Below are 20,031 nucleotides of genomic sequence, written 5' to 3'. Positions count from 1 at the left end.
TTTAATTTTCATCAACAAGCTGCAAAACCCTCTTATATAAAGGTTCCGCCACCCAGAATCCTGCTTGATTAATCAGAGCATCTAACAAAGGTTTCACAGCAGAAATCAGCCTTTGACTTTTAGCTTCAACCAAGATCCCTAAAATCCCTGTGTAACCAAGATTTAGCCTAGCTGCAACCATGCGACCACGACGTTCATCAACCAAAACTTGGTCTGCTTTGGTTTCTAGTGCTAGAGCGATCGCTTCAGCTTCACCAATATCCAATTCATTGCTGAGTGCTTCAACCAATGTTCGATCTTGAACTGGATAAGTTTGAATCCAGGTAAAAGTTTGGACTTCAGTTGCACCTGCAACCGGAAAGTTTGGATCAGTCAGTTCTTGGTAGACAGCTTCAGGAATTAGGACTGTTCCGTAAAGCTGTTGTAGTAAATGAAGATGGTTAATGGCAGCAAGGTTATTAATGGGTGAAGTATCACTGACAACGATCACAGTCTACCCATCGCCCGCAAGTTTTTTATATCTTCTTCAAAATCCTCGACCTCATAATGCACTGAAATTTGACGACTTGCGAGTAGATGCTGAAATGCTATGCGATTCATACCTGCAAACCGGCTGGCTTGAGCAAGGGTTAACTTTTCTTTTTGAAAGAGCATCACCGCAATTTCCTGCTTCATTTCGCTTTCAGTCATCCGAGTTGCGGTTAATATTTCATTAGGAATGACGACGTTCATAATTAAAATCCTCTCTATCACTACTATTCTAAGAAGCTTGGGCATCGCCAAGTGATAATCAGGTAAATAAACCGAACCTTATCCTTTTTATAAATATTGTTCATGTCATAATGTAACGCTTTGTTCTGCTTTGGGAACCCTAAGAATAATACTTGAGTACTGAATACGGTCTATATGGCAATAAAGGATGTTCTTGCAGATTTCGAGGGAGATGATTTCGTCACTCCCAGAATTATTCGTGCTGCTCACAGTTTTAATGGTCAAGGTACTTCACTTTATTACTAAATTGATGGTAAAGATTCTGATGGGCTTGTTGCTGGTCTCAAACTAGACTTCTTTAAAGAAGTTCGCTTTACTAACTTTAAGAAACCTCACCCAACAGAGAAATATAAACCTTATTTTGATAAATTCATTTCTGGATGGTCTTGTAGCCACGATGATGTGTTGCAATGTTTTACATCATCGAATTCAATAACAAAAGTGCAATTAGACAAGATGGCTAAACATTGGGAAATTCCTGTAGAGAGATTTATCAATACCTTGTTACTTGCATATATGTTGTTGTGGGATACGGAAGATGATGGCTGGCTTGATGGATCTGATTGGGACGGCGGAGATTTCAGGGGTTCCTTGCCTCCACAAAAGCGATGAAGTATGAATAAAATTAGAATTGACTTGCTGGATGTAGTAGCGCTGACAGTTGATCTACCTGAATACAACCTGTATCGTGGTTAAGTTGGCACAGTAGTAGAATTATTAACTAGCAGTGCTGCGTTTGAAATGGAATTTAGCGATCGCATCTGGTAATTTTAAGAGCCATGCCAAGATAGATAGAAAGTAGAGAGCAAAATAATGCTAAAAACATTCAGAGCTTGGTTGAAAGGAAGTCGTTTAGAGTGGATTGATGATGTACCAACATTGGGAGAGCAACAAATCCCGGTTCATGTTACATTGCTCGAAAATGAATCAGTCATAGATAAACAAGCACGGGGACAAAGAATGGCTGAAATATTAGAAAAACTTGCTGTGAGTCAAGCTTTGACTGATGTTGATCCAGTTATTTGGCAGCAAGAAACCCGTCAAGACCGTTCACTTCCGGGACGATAAAACGTGCTGCTTGATAGCAATATTATTATTATATATTCTGCTCAACTAGAAAACGCCCAATTGAGAGAGTTAATTGCTGAATATGCACCTGCGGTATCAGCACTCACTTATTTGGAAGTGTTAGGCTATCATCTGCTTAAAGACGAACAACGCCAGTATTTTGAAGAGTTTTTTCAAGTTGCTCAGGTTCTACCAATCTCTCAAGATGTGTTAAATCAAGCGGTAATTCTGCGACAACAGAAACGAATGACTTTAGGTGATGCAATTATTGCCGGCACTGCTTTAGTGTATGGACTAACTTTGATAACAAGAAATACAGATGATTTCCGTTGGATTACACAGGTGAGATTGTGGAATCCGTTTGAGTCTGATAAACCCAGTTAAGAAAAAAGTGCGTAGACGTAGCCCGTCGTAGACATCGCATCTGGTAATTTTAAGAGCGATGCCTACGGCTGGCTACGCCTACGCATTAAAAATTATTGAAAATTGAGCGCTTGTTGACAAAATCCCGAATAGTAATCACAATGTAATTACAATTTAGGACAAATATTCTCATGGGGACAGCAATTAGAACCCGTATTGTTAAAATTGGGAATTCTCAAGGTATCCGCATTCCTAAACTTCTGTTGGAACAAAGTGGTATTGGCGAAGAGGTGGAAATTGAAATTCAAAATTGTCACCTAATTGTCCGTGCTGCCTCTCAATCGCGTCATGGATGGGAGGAAGCATTTGCAACTATGGCGAAGCAACACGACGATGCACTGCTTGATGATGGCGTAACCACAGAGTGGGAGCATCTAGAGTGGGAGTGGTAGTCAATCGATTTGATGTGTTTTTGGTTAACCTCGACCCGACGATTGGTAGTGAGATTCAGAAGACAAGACCCTGTGTAATAATCTCACCAGATGAGATGAACAAATATATTGCCACGGTTATTGTTGCTCCGATGACAACTAAAGGACAGTCTTATCCAACTCGTATTGCTTGTCAGTTTCAGGGCAAGGATGGGCAAATTGTTCTAGATCAAATTCGTACAGTTGACAAAACTCGATTAGTCAAAAAGCTAGGTCAGATTGGTTCTGATGAAAAAAAAGCAGTTTTAGATATCTTGGCTGAAATGTTTGCTGAATAATATGCCTAACAATCGTGTACACCGGATTGTTATGTTATTCCATCGCAATGGTTATACTAATTCTCGATGAATACGAATTATATAACGTCTCTGCTTATCTTCAACATTTTATTTCCACCAGGCTGTAGTTCGTATTCAACCTTTTCAATCTCTACCTTGTAACCTTTTGAAGTGTAATATTTAACTATTTCATCTAAATGTTGTGAATGTTTCCACATTAAAGTTATCAAGGGAAAAATTCGGACTTCTTTAGCAATACGCAACATCTCATCTACTGAACTTAAGTGAAAATCGTAGTCGAGATGATCTGAATATAAAAATAATAAATGTGAACAAAGGGCTAGATCAAATTCTTGATTATTATACGCCAATTTCGGCAACTCACCGACTATATACCTGTTGCTCTTTTTGCCAGTTTCATAATCAGATAAAAATTCTTGAGTAACTTTAACTCGATTGTGTCGCAAATCATCAGGGGATTTATGATAGCTCCATACCCAATCATTCGATGTTGCCTTGACTTGGTTAATGATGTTATCTACCACTTCATTAAATCTTTGCAATATTTCATCACCGGAAAATTGGTATAGTGGATCAACAGAAACTACACTTTTCCCCTGACGTGTCATTTCTGCATTAAAGCTTGCTGGCCCATCTCCAATGCCAATAATACTTTTGTTTAAATCTGCGTTTGTTAAATTGAATATTCTTATATATTCATCCATTGACCTACCAAAAGGAACTACTTTCTCTAAAACCATTGCCATAAAATTCACCTCGTAAATAGACTGATGAAACAGGATAATAGCAAACTCAAAATGTTTGATGCACTGCTCCCCGGCAATCATTCAGAAGCACGTCAAGTTCTTTGACAACCTTCAAGGGATTTCTACCTCTAAATACAGCAGCGATCGCAGCTTCATAAGGATTTCTACCTGTTCTTTTGACAGCATTTATTGCAGCTTGATTTGATAATCCTCGGACACTAACTAGCCAAGCCGCTAACACATGTCCAGTACGTCCAATTCCACCAGCGCAATGTACTACAACTTTCTCATTTTGTTTATCAGCTTCTATTAAGAAAGGAAGTATTTTCTGGGTGAGGTTTTCTAAATCAGATAAATGAAAATCTGCAATTGGTGCAGAGCAAACTAGCTGATTGCCAAATTCCTGTTTGTATATGCCCAAAAGATCGGAGTAAGAAGCTAGCTGTTGTTCAGCAAGAAGACAGCAAACACGCTTGATATCTTGGCGCTTCATGAATTCTACCCAATCTTGAACGTTCTTGTCAGTGTATCCAGGTCGCGCAGCACCAAAGACTATTTGCTCTTTCTCCCAGGCTGGGGCAAACTTGTACATATCTAAACTGTCTAGAGTCGAGGTTAGTAAATCTCATCAATGGCAGAAAATGGCGATCGCAGCAATAGCAACGATTCAAATCAAAGTCCCCAATCCGTATCTAGTTGCTACAGTCGGGGTGAAAAATACTAAGCTGGTAGATAGCACGTTAAAACTTTAGCGGAAATTCGCAATGCCTGCGGCGGGCTACGCCAACGCATTCATCGGCGGTTTAGAATTCTCCATTGGCGAACTACCTGTAATTACATTATGTTTGATGCATTATCTGACCGTTTAGAATCCGCCTGGAAAAAACTGCGGGGACAGGACAAAATTTCTCAATCCAACATTCAAGATGCATTGCGCGAAGTGCGCCGCGCCTTGTTGGAAGCAGATGTTAACCTCCAGGTAGTCAAAGATTTTATTAGCGAAGTCGAAGCTAAGGCACAGGGCGCCGAGGTGATTACTGGCGTGCGACCTGACCAACAGTTTATCAAAATTGTTCACGATGAACTGGTGCAGGTGATGGGAGAAGAAAATGTTCCCATCGCAGAAGCCCAGGAACAGCCTACGATTATTCTAATGGCTGGGCTGCAAGGTACTGGTAAAACCACAGCTACCGCTAAATTAGCCCTACATCTGAGAAAATTAGATCGTAGCTGTTTGTTGGTGGCGACAGACGTATATCGTCCAGCAGCGATCGATCAATTGCTAACCTTGGGTAAGCAAATTGACGTACCAGTATTTGAACTAGGAAGCGATGCCGATCCTGTAGAAATCGCAAGGCAAGGTGTAGAACGCGCCAGGGCAGAAGGTGTAAACACAGTAATTATTGATACTGCTGGTCGTCTGCAAATTGACGAAGATATGATGGCGGAATTAGCCCGCATCAAAGCAACCGTTCAACCACATGAAACTCTGTTGGTGGTGGATGCGATGACTGGTCAAGAAGCCGCTAATCTTACCCGCACCTTCCACGATCAGATTGGCATTACTGGGGCGATTCTCACTAAATTAGATGGTGATAGCCGTGGCGGTGCAGCGCTTTCTGTGCGAAAGATTTCGGGAGCGCCGATTAAATTTGTGGGCGTGGGTGAAAAAGTCGAGGCACTGCAACCGTTTTATCCCGATCGCATGGCATCGCGGATTTTGGGTATGGGTGATGTGTTAACCCTGGTGGAAAAAGCCCAGGAAGAGTTTGACTTAGCTGATGCTGAGAAAATGCAGGAGAAAATTTTGTCAGCGAAGTTTGACTTTACTGACTTTCTCAAGCAGTTACGGATGCTGAAGAACATGGGTTCTCTGGGAGGCTTGATCAAGATGATCCCAGGGATGAACAAGCTTTCAGACGATCAACTCAAGCAGGGAGAAACCCAGTTAAAGCGCTGTGAGGCGATGATTAACTCCATGACTCGCCAAGAACGCCATGACCCGGATTTATTAGCTAGTTCTCCCAGTCGGCGGCGGCGGATTGCTTCTGGCTCCGGCTATAGAGAGTCAGATGTGACTAAACTGGTGGGTGATTTCCAAAAAATGCGATCGCTCATGCAGCAAATGGGTCAAGGCGGCTTCCCTGGAATGCCGGGAATGTTCGGCGGTGGCGGTATGGGTAACGCCTTCGCGGGCGCTGGGAATCGTCCCCCTGCCCCCGGATGGCGGGGTTATGATGGTGCCTCAGCCACGAAAAAGAAAAAACCCAAAGATAAAAAGAAAAAAGGCTTCGGCAATCTTTAGTCAAGAGTCATTAGTCATTGGTCATTAACCAATGACAAAGGACAAATGACTCTTGACTAATAGCAGCAAATGCTAGGCAGTGCTAAAATTAGCATTTCGACCTCAGAATTTATCAGCAGAGGAAACTAACCTTCAATTTCTCGGCAAAAGCCAGATTTAGGTAACTTCCTTTTAAACAATAGGAGAATGATTCTTCAACCATGATCAAACTGCGCCTGAAGCGATTCGGTAAAAAACGGGAAGCAAGTTACCGCATTGTCGCCATTAACAACCTCGCTCGCCGCGATGGCCGTCCCTTAGAAGAGTTGGGTTTTTATAACCCCAGAACTGATGAAGTGCGACTAGACGTTCCCGGTATCGTCAAGCGACTACAACAAGGCGCTCAACCCACTGACACCGTTCGTCGCATTCTAGTAAAAGCTAATGTTTTTGAGCAGGTCAGTGCAACAGCCGCATCATAATTTCGGAACAAAACTCCCAACAGCTAGCCCCAACTATGTTGATCTGGTTCGCTTTTTGGTGCAGCCGTTTTTGGAATCTCCAGAGACATTAAGTGTCGATTGTGAAATTTCTCAGGCCCTCAACCGGGTTTGGGTTCGCATCGCCTTTGAAAGCACAGATAAAGGAAAAGTGTTTGGTCGAGGGGGACGCAATATTCAGGCGATTCGTACAGTAATTGCCGCAGCCGCAGCCGCAGCTGGGCAATCAACATACCTGGATATCTATGGCAGCACCACTCCGGGCCGCGAGGGTATGTCTTTTGATGAAGACACAGAAGAGCGATCGCCACCGCCGACTAAGAGAGAACCGCGTGCAAATGATGGGCCTAAACCCATTGTTAAACCGCGTCTACGCTAGGTTGAAACTAGAGAGCAAGTCTGAGCGGTTGTTGTTACCTCCGCTCAGAATTTTTGCAAAGATAGAAAGTAGCAAAAAGATTTAAAAATCTTTTTTTAGACTCTTCGTGGGGGCTATGCCCTCACCCCCAGCCCCTCTCCCAACATGGGAGGGGGGAGTAAATTAATTCTCCATTTCCCCTTCTCCCATGTTGGGAGAAGGGGTTAGGGGATGAGGGCAAGCTGTACGCCCCTACGGACGATTAATTTATTACAAAAATTTTTTAAAATGTAGGTAATAAAAACATAATTTCGCCGTTAGCGAGAAAAATTAACCTTTGTCAAATACAGATCCTCACCAATTAAAAAATCCTATGGCAGGTGCCTTAACAATTCAGCTGCCGAATATTCCCAGTGCGATCGCTCTAGCTGGAGATGGAGAAGAAAATCTCAAAATCCTATCTCGGCAAACAGGAGCCACTTTAGTGCTACGCGGACAGGAATTAGTGATTTCTGGTACTGAAAAGCAAATTGATCTGGCTTCTCGATTAGTGCGATCGCTTGAAGACCTCTGGATTAAAGGCAATACTATTTCCAGTGCCGATATTTTAACAGCCCGTCAAGCCATAGATAGCGATCGCCAAGGAGAACTGCAAGATTTACAGCGAGATGTCCTCGCCAAAAGTCGCCGGGGTGAAGAAGTTCGTGCCAAAACCTTCCGCCAGCGTCAATATATCGACGCACTCCGTAAACGCGATCTCACTTTCGGCGTTGGCCCTGCCGGTACTGGCAAGACTTATCTCGCTGTTGTTGTCGCGGTGCAAGCACTCCTTGCCAACCAAGTTGAAAAGCTAATTTTAACTCGCCCTGCTGTCGAAGCTGGTGAAAAACTCGGTTTTTTGCCTGGAGATTTACAGCAGAAAGTTAATCCCTATCTTCGCCCACTTTACGATGCTATTTATGAATTCATCGATCCAGAAAAAGTACCCAGTTTAATGGAACGCGGTGTGATTGAAGTCGCCCCACTCGCTTATATGCGGGGACGTACCCTCAATAACGCCTTTATAATTGTCGATGAAGCTCAAAATACTACACCCGCTCAGATGAAAATGGTTTTGACTCGTTTGGGTTTCCGTTCGCGGATGGTGATTACAGGCGACATGACACAAACTGATCTACCACTTCACCAACAATCGGGTTTAGGAGTGGCTTTACAAATTTTAAAACACGTTGAAGGCATTGCCTTTTGCGAATTTTCCCAAAAAGATGTCGTGCGCCATCCTTTAGTTCAGCGTATTGTGGCTGCTTATGAACAATATGAAAAGTAGTCATTAGTCATTAGTAAAAAACTCAGAAAGGATAATAATTTATGAGTACTACTTTGAAAGAATTTTTAGCAGCTTGTGAGACTTTGGGAACTTTGCGTTTAATTGTTACTAGCAGCGCTGCTGTATTAGAAGCACGTGGCAAAATTGAAAAGCTATTTTATGCAGAATTGCCCAAAGGTAAATATGCAAATATGCACACCGAAGGCTTTGAGTTTCACTTGAATATGGATAAAATTATTCAAGTGAAATTTGAAACGGGTGAGGCAAAAAGAGGTAATTTTACTACTTATGCAATTCGCTTTTTAGATGAGAAACAAGAATCTGCTTTGAGCCTATTTTTACAATGGGGTAAACCGGGGGAATATGAACCCGGACAGGTGGAAGCTTGGCTGGCTTTGAAAGAGCAATATGGGGAAGTTTGGCAACCTTTACCAGCAGAAATTTAATACAGCTAAACTGATAAGGGTGGAGGAAATCGAATATCTGCACTGAACTGCTGGATAAGCTAATCGTCATTCATTGTTCCAGAATGATTCGCTCGTAGTAAGGGCTTCAGCCCTGCTTTTATGCAACTTAAATGCCGATTAGCTTATTAACGCTGCGATGAATTGGTAAAACATATTCTAAATTTTCGTGTGGACGGGGAATAATATGCTCAGAAAGCACTTCGCCACCGTTAACTTGCAGCACCGCCTTTAGTCCTACTGTCACTGCCACATTCACCTCGCCAATAGCCCCTCGAATTAACACGGTAATTCGTCCCAAATCAGTATTTTCATAACCAACAAGGGTTACACGGGCAGCTTTACACATTGCATCCCCCACTTCCACTGCTGTCGGAACGCCATAAACTTCAATCATGCCTAGTGCTAATGTCATGCTGTAACGATAAATTTGGAATTGTAGGGTTGATTAATCTACTATAAAATTTTAATTTTTAACACAGAAATAATTAATTTTTAATCTATAAATAATAAACGTTAAATACAAAACTACTAATGCTTGTAATTAAGGGAATTTGGAGTTTTTGCTTGCTGCTTTTATTCCTTCTGTGGGGTGGTGAAGCTGTTGCAGGAGAGTTGTCTGAACGGTTAGCAAATTTTCCCCAATTGGAAAAATTAACTTCGGTACAACCGGCGTCGGGTGATTTGATTTACCCGGAATGGATGGCTGGTACTTGGCAAGTTACAAGTACTTTGGTAGATTTAGCTGCACCTTTAGCACCAGAAATCGTAACGCCAGGGTTTGAAGGTAATCGCCGACAATTAAATCAGCCTGTGAGTTTTGTAGTAAGATTTGTGAAAGAGCAACCATCTATTTCTGGGTTAAAAATACTTCCTCAGATAGGTTACAAATCCCCAATTTTAGTAGCAGATAGAGCGTTTAATAGCTTGAATTTGGCAAGGGCTTATTTAGGGGATGAAGCAGTGTTATTAGTCAAAGTAGATCCAGATTCACCTAATCGTCAAATTACGTTCTTGCGTAGCAGTCGGCAACTAGTTTCCATTGTGACTGCACGAGCCACAGAAAATCCCCCTGATAGCAAATTTATCACTACAGAAGTGTTTCAACAACTATTTAAAGGCGGTTCACGCCCCTATTTAAACTCTGTAGAATCTACTACGGCTTATCATAAGCTTCCAACATCTAATCCGGCGATTGAAGCAGATCAAGTTACTGCTGTTTATCTTTCACCCCAAGATCCAGATTACTTTAAAGCGGGTTCTCGACCAGTTGCTCTCTACCGCTATCGCCTTGAATTTTTCCCTCAAGAACTGCCAACTACTCCCAAAGGTTGATTTGTCATCTAGCTCTTGACTACTTTGTAATACATCTGTAGTATATAAATTCCAAGTTTACGATCGCGCTCTTGGACGGTGTGCATCATGGCCAAATTTCAAGATATTGTTAATTACTTTCGCTCTGACTGGAAACTAAGTGTTTTTAGTATTGCAGCATCCGGCGTTTACGAAATTATTGATTTGGTTGTCCCTTATGCAATCGGGCAGATTTTAAACGTTTTGTCTGCTCAACCATTGGATAAACCACTTCAAAGTGCGATCGCAACTTTTTCGGAAATCACCAATTATCCAGTTAATCAAACTCTATCTTTAGGTGTATTACTGGGTTTAATTTTCGTTGTCACCGTAGTGAGAGCGCCCACACAACCCTGGTTAACCAATTGGTTTCATTGGGATATAGCCTTCAGATCGCGCCGAGAAAAAAACGAAACAGCGATCGCTAAAGTTCTGACTTTGCCACTAGAATTTTATGATGAAAATAACCCTGGACGTATTGCCGGAAGAGTAGCTAGAGGTATTTCTAATCATACTTTTAGTTACCCTGAAATTGCCGGACAGTTGATTCCTAAACTGGCTCGTGTGCTGGGGATTTTTGTGTTTATCTTGTTGATTGAGTGGCGGATTGCAATTTTATATCTAATTTCCTTTGTAATTATTCTCAGCTTCAGCTTGAGGAGTTTACAACAGCTAATTAGGTACGAAAGTCGTCTGGATAAGTATGGAGAGGACACCGAAAGCCGCACTTCCGAATTAATCACCAATATCAAAACGGTAAAAGCATTTGCTACAGAAGGTAGGGAACTTAAACGGCAAAAGCAACGTTTGGATCGCGAACTAACGGTGCTTGATTATCGCATCCACAAAGGTTATACGATATTGGGTACTTGGCAAAGAACCGTAATTCAGTTTTGTGTGTTTACAATTCTGGGTTTGACTTTAGCAGCAACAGTAAATGGGAGAATTTCTCTCGGTCACTTTGTCATGACCTTAACTCTTTCTAGCATGGCTTATGCCGAATTAGAACCTATTAGTAGCTTGGCAGAAGTTTTTGCCCGTCGTTATTCTTCCATGCTACGGTTTCACGAATTTCTCCAAGAGCCAACTGCATCTGATTCAGCTAGTCTTTTAGAAGAGAGTAACTACACAGAATCACCTTATAAATTTACTGGAAAAGTCGAGTTGTCACACCTCAGTTTTGGATATGATGCCAACCGTCAAGTTTTGCAAGATATCAACTTGTTGATTGAACCATACCAAACAGTGGCATTAGTGGGGCGTTCCGGTTCTGGTAAGTCTACTTTAGTGAAATTGCTATTGCGATATTTTGAACCTCAAGAAGGTCAAATTCTGATTGATGGTCAAGATATTCGCACTTTGAATGTGGGTAAGTATAGACGAAGGCTAGCGATCGTTCACCAAGAAGTAGACGTTTTTAACGGTACTATCTTGGATAACCTCACCTATGGTAGAACGAATGCCACTTTCGAGCAAGTCAAGGAAGCTTGTAGGATTGCTAGAGTCGATGAAATAGTGCAGCAACTACCCCAAGGTTATTACACCGTTGTGGGGGAACGAGGTGTCAGACTATCTGGAGGACAAAGACAACGATTGGGAATTGCTAGAGCGTTGCTGGTGGAACCAGACGTGCTGATTTTTGACGAAGCCACCTCTAGTTTAGATTATGAGTCTGAGCGTTCAATTCAGCTAGCCATGCGATCGATTCAGGGTACTTGCACCACGATTGTGATTGCCCACCGTTTAAGCACAGTGCGAGAAGCTGATAAAATTGTCGTTCTAGAGCAAGGAAAGATTGTAGAAGTAGGTAGCCACGACGAACTTTTGCGTCACGAAGGTATTTACCGCCGCTTGCACTCTCTGCAAGAAACAGGAGAACTCCTGAGTTAGGGGATATACACCTTTTAGATTTTAAATTTTAGATTTACCACAGAATGAATCCGATTGATTCAATCGACTTTATTCACAATAAGGAAAAGGGTAAGGGATAAAAAACATGAGTCCCTTTACCCCGCCAAGTTGCCTTGGCGTACTACTAGTAGGGACTCGGAGCAGGTTCTCCCAGACTGTTAGTCCAGATGTCGTCTGGCAGCGATCGATCGCGGTGACATACCCGATCAAGGTCAGGATACGTGATTGTGTCTACTGCCGCTCGGTTGCCGACTACTAGGCATCGCGTTGCTTTGGCGCTGCGATTCTCAAGGAAGTGACCTACCGCCACTCCTGCTTGAAAAGTTGCAGCGTCGCCAGGACGTAGTACAGTCTTTGTGTCTCCTTCAATGAGCGTGATCTCGCCTTCGAGGACATAGACCATTTCATCCTCAGCACTATGCCAATGCTTGATCGATGAACGAGAGCCAGGTTGCAGAACTTCGATGAACGCGCCAAACTGGGTAAGCCCTCCTGCTTCGCTGATCCAGAGTGTGCGATTTGGCTCGTGCGCGGTGTGAGAAGGGCTTTCTTCTACGACGAGACGATCAGGAGTGATAACAGTCATACTGACACCTCTAGGAATTCTGGGGCATATAATCTATTCCATTATGTCTAGGGTACGAATCGAAGCAAAACTTCTCTATGTTTGTGCATTCAGGCGGTGAACCCTAACTATCTATTATACGGAAACGAAGCTTGTTCAGAATGTTCACCTCAATTTTCGTAGATTATACTGTTTGTCCTAACCGTCTTGGCGGTTGCTATATTTAAGAGAAACTTTTCCATACCCTTAGTTGGAAGTCGAGTTACAAAACTAAGTACAGCATTTACAGCAGTTTTCGATCAAACCCGCCACAAAAATAAATCATAAAACAAAGCCCAGTATTGCTTTTATTTGTGGCACGTTTGATTGCAATTTGCTGTAACTAATTCGTAGCGAATTAAATTTATTAAAACTTTGTGTCTATTTTGGACTGATTTTGCTACTTAGTGCGTTTTAAAACGCTACGATTTCATACAAAACTGTACTAAGATTTACTCTTATGGGCTTCTTTCTGCGCCGCCTCACTATATTTCTTATATAGTTGAGTACGAATCTTAGCTTCTTGATAGCGGGTGTGGTTTTGTGGCACAGTACTCATTAAATCAGAAGCCCGTTGCCACTTAGCAGCTATCTCTAACCACTGAGTTGAGGTTGTAGCTGTTTTCCCAGATGCAGAAGCAAGATTTGCAATTCGCACAGATGTTGTAAATGGATCGTCAGGTTGTTCTGAAAGGCTATTGTTAGGAACAAGAGATGGTGTTTGGACTTTCGTCTTATTAGTATTTTCTGTAGTTAAAGATTTGGAAGTTTCTAATTGTATGAGGTTTTTCAGTTTATTACCTAGATGGGCATAAACAATCCAACTGAGCAACAACAGTGAGCATAAACCAGCCGCAGCTAATATCTTTGTGTTAGGTTTATTTTTGTATTTTTCTTTGTTAATGAGTACTAAAGGACGAGAGACTTGAGTTTTAGGATAATTTGGTTTTCCTAGTTCAGCTTGAGCTTCTGTGAAATCTTTAATTAATTGCTTTATAATATTAGGTTGAATTAGTGTAATTTCCTGTGACCAAAGTAATTGGTTTTCGCGATCGCTATCTATTTCCTTTAACCACAGTAATTGTTGTTCCCGAACAATCCGACTGTTGATACTAACCCGACGAATGTGACGCGGGGCGATGGACTCAAGAATTTGGTGAATTTGTTCTACGAGGGGAGATTGCTCAAGTTGCTCTACCCTAGCCGCCTCGCACAGAAGTTGTAAGACACCATCAGAAAACATGGCTCTAGTTCTGACACCAGACTTGGCTAGCTTTTCGTTCAATAGCTGAATAATCGCAGCAACGCTACCTTGGTGAGCTTGCCAAGCGATATCGTTGATCCGGTCTACCACGTGAAATTTAGTGATAGCTCTTCCACCCTGACTGATTAACGTACTCATTAATTTAGGGACTCTTTTCTACTGACCTTGATCTTGTCTTCGATTTTACGAGTAAAAAGATGAGTTGCCAAATAATATCATAAATGTGGAACAATATAGAACTTCCCTTCTCTGTTTGGCAAGGACGCTCGATCGCACTCAGTTAATTGAACTACTCTCACGCCTTGAAAGCGTCTAATTGCTGGGCTGAAACTACGCCTTCAGGATAACGCCCATGCTCGCGGATGAGCTACCTGTTTGACATAGTACATTATGATATCTTTTTGCGTAGGCGTAGCCCGCCATAGCATCGCCTTTAGTCAGGTTAAGTTAGGTAAATGCACTCTACGATGGTGCGAAGCATCCGCCAAAAATGTATGCTAGATACTTCATAATCAACACAAAATAGTTGTATTGGAATACTTTGTGTGAGTAATTCTCGCTTTTTTTGCTTTTTTACCAGAATAGCAATAATAAATAGCACAGCGATCGTTACATTAGAAGATATATAAATAAAAATCATTGTTGATTTTTATTCCTTCGCAGTTCACACAAAATCATGAGTGCAAGTACCATTATTTCCCATAATCCCTTACTCCAAGGCAATGGTTTACCTCCCTTTGCAGAGATTAAACCAGAACGAGTAGTACCAGCCTTCAATCAGTTGTTGGCAGAACTTGATCAGCACCTTGCCACCTTAGAAGCGAATGTACAGCCGACTTGGAGTGGTTTAGTAGAACCCTTAGAAAAGCTGACAGAACGGCTTACCTGGAGTTGGGGGGTGGTAAATCATTTAATGGGTGTTAAAAATAGCCCGGAACTGCGCGAAGCCCATGAAATCGTACAGCCACTAGTCGTACAATTTATCAACAAGCTCGGTCAAAGCCAACCCATCTACAATGCTTTTAAAGCACTCCGTAGCAGTGATAGTTGGGCAACTTTAGAATTAGCCCAACAGCGGATTGTTGAAGCTGCCATTCGAGACGCAGAGCTTTCTGGTGTTGGCTTACAAGGAGAAGCAAGAGAGCGTTTCAACGCCATTCAGATGGAGTTGGCAGAACTTTCGACCAAATTCTCTAACCATGTACTTGATGCCACAAAAGCCTTTAGCTTAACCCTGACTACAAAAGCGGAAATTGACGGTTTACCACCAAGTTTAGTTAGTTTAGCCGCCCAAGTTGCTCGTGCAGCTGGAGAAGAAAAGGCCACACCAGAAAATGGCCCCTGGCGCATTACTTTAGACTTCCCCAGTTTCGGCCCTTTCATGCAGCACAGCACCCGTCGAGATTTGCGTGAAAAGCTCTACAAAGCTCATATCACCCGCGCTTCTAATGGCGATTTAGATAATAATCCGTTAATTGTGCGTATTTTGGAGTTACGGCAAGAACTCGCAGATTTACTTGGCTTTAAGAGTTTTGCCCAGTTGAGCCTTGCCAGTAAAATGGCTCCTAATGTTGAAGCAGTGGAAGCACTATTAGAAGAACTACGTCAGGCTAGTTATGATGCTGCTGTCAAAGATTTAAAAGAACTCCAAGCTTTTGCTGCATCTTATGGAGAAGAATATCAAGATTTAAAACACTGGGATATCAGCTTTTGGGCAGAACGTCAACGAGAAGCAAAATTTGCTTTTACTGCTGAAGAATTGCGTCCCTACTTTCCCCTTCCTCAAGTGCTAGATGGCTTGTTTGGACTTGTCAAGCGCTTGTTTGGCGTGACTGTAACCCCAGCCGATGGTCAAGCTCCAGTGTGGCATGAGGATGTCCGTTATTTCCAAATAGCTGATGAAAATGGTTCTCCCATAGCCTACTTCTATCTAGACCCCTACAGCCGTCCAGCAGAAAAGCGTGGTGGTGCTTGGATGGATGTGTGCATCAATCGTGCCAAAATCACTGAAAATGGTGCATCTAGCGTTCGGTTGCCTGTGACTTATTTGATATGTAACCAAACTCCTCCAGTAGATGGCAAGCCGAGTTTGATGACTTTTTATGAAGTAGAAACTTTGTTCCACGAGTTTGGTCATGGATTGCAGCACATGCTCACCAAGGTTGATTATGTTGGAGCCGCAGGCATCAATAATGTGGAATGGGATGCAGTGGAACTACCTAGTCAGTTTATGGAAAACTGGTGTTATGAGCGACCTACTTTGTTTGGCATGGCTAAACATTACGAAACTGGAGAAGCTCTACCGGAACATTATTATCAAAAGCTGCTAGCGGCGCGTAATTATATGACTGGTACTGCTACGTTACGGCAAATTCACTTTAGTAGTATTGATTTAGAATTACATTACCGTTATCGTTCTGGTAGCAATGAAACTCCGGCAGATGTGCGTCAGCGCATAGCTAAAACTACTACCATTTTACCACCACTTCCAGAAGATTCAATGTTATGTGCTTTTGGGCATATTTTTGAGGGTGGCTATGCAGCCGGCTACTACAGTTATAAGTGGGCTGAGGTACTGAGCGCTGACGCTTTTGCCGCTTTTGAAGAAGCTGGGCTAGAAGATGAGGAAGCTGTAAAAGCGACAGGTGTACGTTATCGAGATACGGTGCTGGCCCTTGGTGGTAGCAAGCATCCAATGGAAGTGTTTAAAACTTTCCGGGGTCGTGAACCAAGTACGATCGCTTTGCTGAGGCACAATGGTTTAGTGAGTGCGGCTGCAAACTAAACAACACCTCTGTAGGGACGTTGCAATGCAACGTCCCTACATCAACATTTTGACAAATAATTTTTAACTGAAAATTTTTTCCGATTTTAAGGTGTTACTGGAAGAATGGATTCTGCTCCAACATCATCTAAGCGGATGCTGCCTAGTAAATTTCGCCACTCTGCTTGCAGTGCCGCATCTTGAGGATTTTTTTGACGCAGTTCAGCCAGCGTCGTCAGTGCGTCGTACCATATTCCTTTTTGGGCATAGATTGCATAGCGCTTTAGAGGTTCTGTGGTTTCTAGTTCTTTGACTGTTTCTGCACTCAGGTTCACTCGTTTTATTACCCCTTCAACGTAAGTCGGGGGCGAATTCTTCTCTTTGTCACAGTTAATGGTGAAAAACCAGCGGTATTGTTTGTCTACAGCTAAAGCCGGAGTATTCGTAGGCAAAGAAACGCGGATGACTCCTGGTTTATCTGGTAGAGCGATCGCTTTTCGGTAAATCTCCTTAGAGTCCTTAGAGTCAGGATCTTCTTGCACTACAAATTCAACTGTATAAGGCAAATCTTTGGTATAGGGCACATAGAAAAACCAACTTGGGTGTTCTACTGTTGTTTGTCCCCAGACATTAACTACTGAGTTAGCTTCCTGAGTAAAAGGTACCAAAGCAGTCAGGTCAAGTTTGGTAATTTTACATCCAGGCCCCCCGCGTTTCGCTCCACCACGAACCCGACCGCCAGGAGCAGGGCCAGGTGGAATTGGAGGTTGATTAAAGCTGGCAACTTGAGCCAGGGTTGTTTTAGTCTGAGAGCCATCGCTACGTGAAGAATCAAGAGTTGGTTTCGCTAGTACTGAAGTTAGGTTAACTAATAAATTTGTACAGCTAAATGCTAATACTAAAAACAGTTTTATTGGTTGTGAATTTGAATTCATAAAAACCTTGCCTTATACGATTTTAGATTTTAAATTGGGTATTACTTATTCTCCCCCACTCCCTTGCCGGTCTGTTTTTGAATTATAAATTGACATCAATCCCCCCATCGCTACCAGCGATAAAGCTGACGGGACAAACGGTACCCAAGCACCCGAAATTAACAGACCAAAGCAAACTACATACAAAACGCTAGAAGTAACACCAACTGCCAACGCCAACCAGGGTAACGAAAACCTGCGCCAAGCTAAGACTCCCCCTACTAAAGACCAGCCCCAAATCCAGGCCACCTCAACCCAAAATGACCAAGCCCGCAATAACGGCCGCCCATCCTGGACTGCACTGAGGATCTGGCTGACCATGTGAGCTTGTACTAATACTCCTGGCATTTGCTCATCTAAAGGAACGCCATAGGGTGTTGGCCAGGTATCTGGAGAATCTCCCTTTGCCACCACACCAATGAGAACAATTCGGTCTTTAATGGCGCTGGGGTTAATTGGACTAGATAAAAATTGCGTTAGCTTCACCTGTTCGGCTATCTCTTTTGATGAACGATAGTTGAGTAAGATTTGACCACCATTAGCATCAATATTTTGATAGCCGCCAGTATGAGGCTTCAGATTCGGAAAAATAGTTTTATCCAGCTGCAAATTCCCTTTTGGGGTGAACTTCGTTGGAATTCCTAAAGGGCGCAGATAGAGGGAGGCTAGTTGTAAACTGAAGGCATAAGGAGCAGAACACAAAGACGTTGTCTCTTGATTCATAAACAGAAGTTGCCGACGAATCACGCCATCGCGATCGTGAATAAAGTCACTGAATCCCAAATTTCCTGGGGGGATTTCTGGGGGTGGCTTAATGCCTTTGATATTTCCTGTACTATCACTCCCCTTGCATACACCAATCAAGTTTTGAGTTTGTTGGAGACGAGTAATTAAATCTGGTTCTTTGGCAGAAAAATCACGGTAGATATCTAAGCCGATCGCACGGGGTTGGTATTGATTCAGTTTTGCCAGGAGTTTATTGAGAGATTTTTCGGAAATCGATGCTCCGATCAAATATTCGTTATTTTGTCTTTGAATTGCCAAATCGTCATCGTCAATTGTGATTATCAACAATCGGGAATCGATACCTTCGGCAGGGCGCGATCGCATCATTAAGTCAAAGGCTTGAATCTCTTGATTTTCTAAAAATCCCAGCCATCTCACCACACAAACCAAGACTGTAATTGCCAAACTGGGTAACAAAATTGTCCGAAATCTGCGTTTGGTAGGCAAAGGTAAATTTGGTTTATCTTCTTCAGTTTTTACAGACCTTAATTGATCCCAAGTAGGTGGCATCTGGGCTGGATTTTGGCAAATCACTGGTAGCCAAGTTGCACAAGGAAATCGATCTTCAAGTCCTTGCAAGCGTTCTCGTGCTTGGCGTACCGCTTGATATAAAGACTCACCACCTGCAAAGCCTTGGAGAAAATACTTTAAAAACTCCTTGGCAACCTGGTCTGGTACAGGTTCGCGCATGACGATTATTTGAGGAATTTGCAAATCAGCCAATTCTCGTGCTAAACCCAATCCATCACAAGAGTTGAATATAGCTAATTGCAAGCCGTTTTCAATGGCTTTCTTGAGAGCATACTTTAACTCGCCAATGGTCAGACTATCAGTTTTATTCAGGTAAATTCGTCCGCTTTCTCCATTTTTATTACTAGAACTGTGTCCGGCAAAGAAGAGAATATCCCAGTTTTTTCCCCAGAGATGGTCAGTCAATTCTTTACGCGGTGGTTCTACCAGAAAACTGACCTCTGCATTACTACACTGTTGCAGTAAAGCTTGATCGGCTTGGGTGTCAATCCCCTTACTGTTGCCCACAATTGCCAAAATGTTGACTGATTGATTGGGAGTGCGTGGCTTGTGAATGCGATCGTAAGATGGTGAAGAAAGGGCAATTTCAGCCTTGGGGTAGCGTTCTAACAAGTCCCACAGATGCCAGGGTAATAGCTGTAATTGGCTATTTTCTGTTTGCAAAATTACCCGTATTTCGTCCGTAGACGACAATCTTTCTAACCATTTTTCTCTCAAAGGTCGAAATTCTTCCACCCGCAGCCAGGTATTAAAGCGTGCCCGCAAAATATGAGAAGTGTTTTCGCAGTCTTGAATCATCGATACATTAGTTACCTGCATTTTGTCAGCATGGAGGCGATAACGATTGCCTATTTGCCGATAACTAGACTGCCAATGACTATAATAGAGCGGCATTTCAGGAAATGAAGGTAGCTTCCCTGTAATTTCTGTTGCAGCACGCTCGTGTTCTTCACCAATTTGGAGAGTAACAGCAAATCCCTGCTCAAAACTACCCTCTCCGAATTTCATTACCACTAACTTACCCATGACCGTCGTTACCTCCCTATGCAAGATCGCGCCCTGTTCTAATGTCTCATAACAAGCTCCACAAGCATCTACAGACTTTTCTGAAAATCCTCAAAAGCCAGCTTGAATTTTTAATTTTTAGTTTTTAATTAACCAATTACCACTTAA

General features: G+C 42.5%; 24 protein-coding genes. 14 read left to right on the top strand and 10 right to left on the bottom strand.

Annotated elements, in window-relative coordinates; all coding sequences use genetic code 11:
• Position 1: 1 nt before the first annotated feature.
• Entirely contained in the window at positions 2-490 is a 489-nt protein-coding gene (locus tag HWQ39_RS19800; protein WP_292848750.1) for a DUF3368 domain-containing protein, read from the bottom strand.
• Complete coding sequence (locus tag HWQ39_RS19795; RefSeq protein ID WP_292848747.1) at positions 487-732, bottom strand: UPF0175 family protein; 246 nt, start codon at positions 730-732, stop codon at positions 487-489. Before HWQ39_RS19795 ends, HWQ39_RS19800 begins: the two co-directional genes overlap by 4 nt.
• A gap of 495 nt (positions 733-1,227) precedes the next feature.
• Here HWQ39_RS19795 and HWQ39_RS19790 point away from each other — a divergent pair, with 495 nt between their 5' ends.
• The 5 genes from HWQ39_RS19790 to HWQ39_RS19765 all read left to right on the top strand — a co-directional run bounded on the left by HWQ39_RS19790 (position 1,228) and on the right by HWQ39_RS19765 (position 2,971).
• Entirely contained in the window at positions 1,228-1,383 is a 156-nt protein-coding gene (locus HWQ39_RS19790) for a hypothetical protein (RefSeq protein WP_292848744.1), read from the top strand.
• Between the two features lie 201 nt (positions 1,384-1,584).
• Positions 1,585-1,839 carry a hypothetical protein gene (locus HWQ39_RS19780; RefSeq protein ID WP_292848741.1) on the top strand — a complete coding sequence of 85 codons (255 nt, stop codon included), beginning with the start codon at positions 1,585-1,587 and terminating at the stop codon, positions 1,837-1,839.
• A 3-nt stretch (positions 1,840-1,842) separates the two neighbouring features.
• Positions 1,843-2,223, top strand: a complete 381-nt coding sequence (locus HWQ39_RS19775; protein WP_292848738.1) for a type II toxin-antitoxin system VapC family toxin — start codon at positions 1,843-1,845, stop codon at positions 2,221-2,223.
• Between the two features lie 170 nt (positions 2,224-2,393).
• Entirely contained in the window at positions 2,394-2,654 is a 261-nt protein-coding gene (locus HWQ39_RS19770) for an AbrB/MazE/SpoVT family DNA-binding domain-containing protein (protein ID WP_292848735.1), read from the top strand.
• Positions 2,627-2,971 (top strand): type II toxin-antitoxin system PemK/MazF family toxin, encoded by a 345-nt coding sequence (locus HWQ39_RS19765; protein WP_292848732.1) that lies wholly within the window; start codon positions 2,627-2,629, stop codon positions 2,969-2,971. Before HWQ39_RS19770 ends, HWQ39_RS19765 begins: the two co-directional genes overlap by 28 nt.
• Before the next feature lie 77 nt (positions 2,972-3,048).
• Here HWQ39_RS19765 and HWQ39_RS19760 read toward each other — a convergent pair whose 3' ends face one another.
• Together HWQ39_RS19760 and HWQ39_RS19755 are read right to left on the bottom strand one after the other, a co-directional pair.
• Positions 3,049-3,738 (bottom strand): SAM-dependent methyltransferase, encoded by a 690-nt coding sequence (locus tag HWQ39_RS19760; protein ID WP_292848729.1) that lies wholly within the window; start codon positions 3,736-3,738, stop codon positions 3,049-3,051.
• 46 nt (positions 3,739-3,784) lie between these two features.
• Entirely contained in the window at positions 3,785-4,330 is a 546-nt protein-coding gene (locus tag HWQ39_RS19755; RefSeq protein ID WP_292848726.1) for a dual specificity protein phosphatase family protein, read from the bottom strand.
• Between HWQ39_RS19755 and HWQ39_RS19750 the strand changes: the two genes are divergently transcribed.
• The 6 genes from HWQ39_RS19750 to HWQ39_RS19725 all read left to right on the top strand — a co-directional run bounded on the left by HWQ39_RS19750 (position 4,323) and on the right by HWQ39_RS19725 (position 8,653).
• Positions 4,323-4,490 carry a hypothetical protein gene (locus tag HWQ39_RS19750; protein WP_292848723.1) on the top strand — a complete coding sequence of 56 codons (168 nt, stop codon included), beginning with the start codon at positions 4,323-4,325 and terminating at the stop codon, positions 4,488-4,490. The genes HWQ39_RS19755 and HWQ39_RS19750 overlap by 8 nt on opposite strands.
• Positions 4,491-4,579: 89 nt before the next feature.
• The gene (ffh, locus tag HWQ39_RS19745; RefSeq protein WP_292848720.1) at positions 4,580-6,043 is read left to right on the top strand and encodes a signal recognition particle protein; all 1,464 of its coding nucleotides are present in this window, start codon (positions 4,580-4,582) and stop codon (positions 6,041-6,043) included.
• 200 nt (positions 6,044-6,243) lie between these two features.
• A complete protein-coding gene (gene rpsP / locus HWQ39_RS19740) occupies positions 6,244-6,504 on the top strand; it encodes a 30S ribosomal protein S16 (protein ID WP_012409382.1) in 261 nt (86 codons plus the stop codon).
• Entirely contained in the window at positions 6,467-6,901 is a 435-nt protein-coding gene (locus tag HWQ39_RS19735; protein ID WP_292848717.1) for a KH domain-containing protein, read from the top strand. Before rpsP ends, HWQ39_RS19735 begins: the two co-directional genes overlap by 38 nt.
• A gap of 352 nt (positions 6,902-7,253) precedes the next feature.
• Positions 7,254-8,207 (top strand): PhoH family protein, encoded by a 954-nt coding sequence (locus tag HWQ39_RS19730; protein ID WP_292848789.1) that lies wholly within the window; start codon positions 7,254-7,256, stop codon positions 8,205-8,207.
• 41 nt (positions 8,208-8,248) lie between these two features.
• The gene (locus HWQ39_RS19725; protein WP_292848714.1) at positions 8,249-8,653 is read left to right on the top strand and encodes a ChuX/HutX family heme-like substrate-binding protein; all 405 of its coding nucleotides are present in this window, start codon (positions 8,249-8,251) and stop codon (positions 8,651-8,653) included.
• A gap of 127 nt (positions 8,654-8,780) precedes the next feature.
• Here HWQ39_RS19725 and HWQ39_RS19720 read toward each other — a convergent pair whose 3' ends face one another.
• Positions 8,781-9,086: a carbon dioxide-concentrating mechanism protein CcmK gene (locus HWQ39_RS19720; RefSeq protein WP_292848711.1), complete on the bottom strand. Its 306-nt coding sequence runs from the start codon at positions 9,084-9,086 to the stop codon at positions 8,781-8,783.
• Between the two features lie 119 nt (positions 9,087-9,205).
• Between HWQ39_RS19720 and HWQ39_RS19715 the strand changes: the two genes are divergently transcribed.
• Together HWQ39_RS19715 and HWQ39_RS19710 are read left to right on the top strand one after the other, a co-directional pair.
• Complete coding sequence (locus HWQ39_RS19715) at positions 9,206-10,006, top strand: DUF6816 family protein (RefSeq protein WP_292848708.1); 801 nt, start codon at positions 9,206-9,208, stop codon at positions 10,004-10,006.
• An 87-nt stretch (positions 10,007-10,093) separates the two neighbouring features.
• Complete coding sequence (locus HWQ39_RS19710) at positions 10,094-11,914, top strand: ABC transporter ATP-binding protein (RefSeq protein WP_292848705.1); 1,821 nt, start codon at positions 10,094-10,096, stop codon at positions 11,912-11,914.
• A 145-nt stretch (positions 11,915-12,059) separates the two neighbouring features.
• On the opposite strand, the gene HWQ39_RS19705 is transcribed toward HWQ39_RS19710, so the two are convergent.
• The 3 genes from HWQ39_RS19705 to HWQ39_RS19695 all read right to left on the bottom strand — a co-directional run bounded on the left by HWQ39_RS19705 (position 12,060) and on the right by HWQ39_RS19695 (position 14,443).
• On the bottom strand, positions 12,060-12,521 hold the full coding sequence (locus HWQ39_RS19705; protein WP_292848703.1) for a cupin domain-containing protein: 462 nt from the start codon (positions 12,519-12,521) through the stop codon (positions 12,060-12,062).
• A gap of 463 nt (positions 12,522-12,984) precedes the next feature.
• Entirely contained in the window at positions 12,985-13,941 is a 957-nt protein-coding gene (locus tag HWQ39_RS19700; protein ID WP_292848700.1) for a hypothetical protein, read from the bottom strand.
• Between the two features lie 304 nt (positions 13,942-14,245).
• A complete protein-coding gene (locus tag HWQ39_RS19695; RefSeq protein ID WP_292848697.1) occupies positions 14,246-14,443 on the bottom strand; it encodes a hypothetical protein in 198 nt (65 codons plus the stop codon).
• 36 nt (positions 14,444-14,479) lie between these two features.
• Here HWQ39_RS19695 and HWQ39_RS19690 point away from each other — a divergent pair, with 36 nt between their 5' ends.
• Positions 14,480-16,588 carry a M3 family metallopeptidase gene (locus HWQ39_RS19690; protein WP_292848694.1) on the top strand — a complete coding sequence of 703 codons (2,109 nt, stop codon included), beginning with the start codon at positions 14,480-14,482 and terminating at the stop codon, positions 16,586-16,588.
• An 86-nt stretch (positions 16,589-16,674) separates the two neighbouring features.
• On the opposite strand, the gene HWQ39_RS19685 is transcribed toward HWQ39_RS19690, so the two are convergent.
• Positions 16,675-17,502: a DUF928 domain-containing protein gene (locus HWQ39_RS19685; protein WP_292848691.1), complete on the bottom strand. Its 828-nt coding sequence runs from the start codon at positions 17,500-17,502 to the stop codon at positions 16,675-16,677.
• 45 nt (positions 17,503-17,547) lie between these two features.
• Positions 17,548-19,884, bottom strand: coding sequence for a CHASE2 domain-containing protein (locus HWQ39_RS19680; protein WP_292848688.1), 2,337 nt, complete (start codon positions 19,882-19,884; stop codon positions 17,548-17,550).
• Positions 19,885-20,031: the final 147 nt, after the last annotated feature.

It is taken from the genome of Nostoc sp. NMS8, assembly GCF_017115045.1.
Lineage (GTDB): Bacteria > Cyanobacteriota > Cyanobacteriia > Cyanobacteriales > Nostocaceae > Nostoc.
The sequence above is the reverse complement of the archived record's forward strand: the minus strand, read 5'-3'. Positions and strand labels throughout refer to the sequence as shown.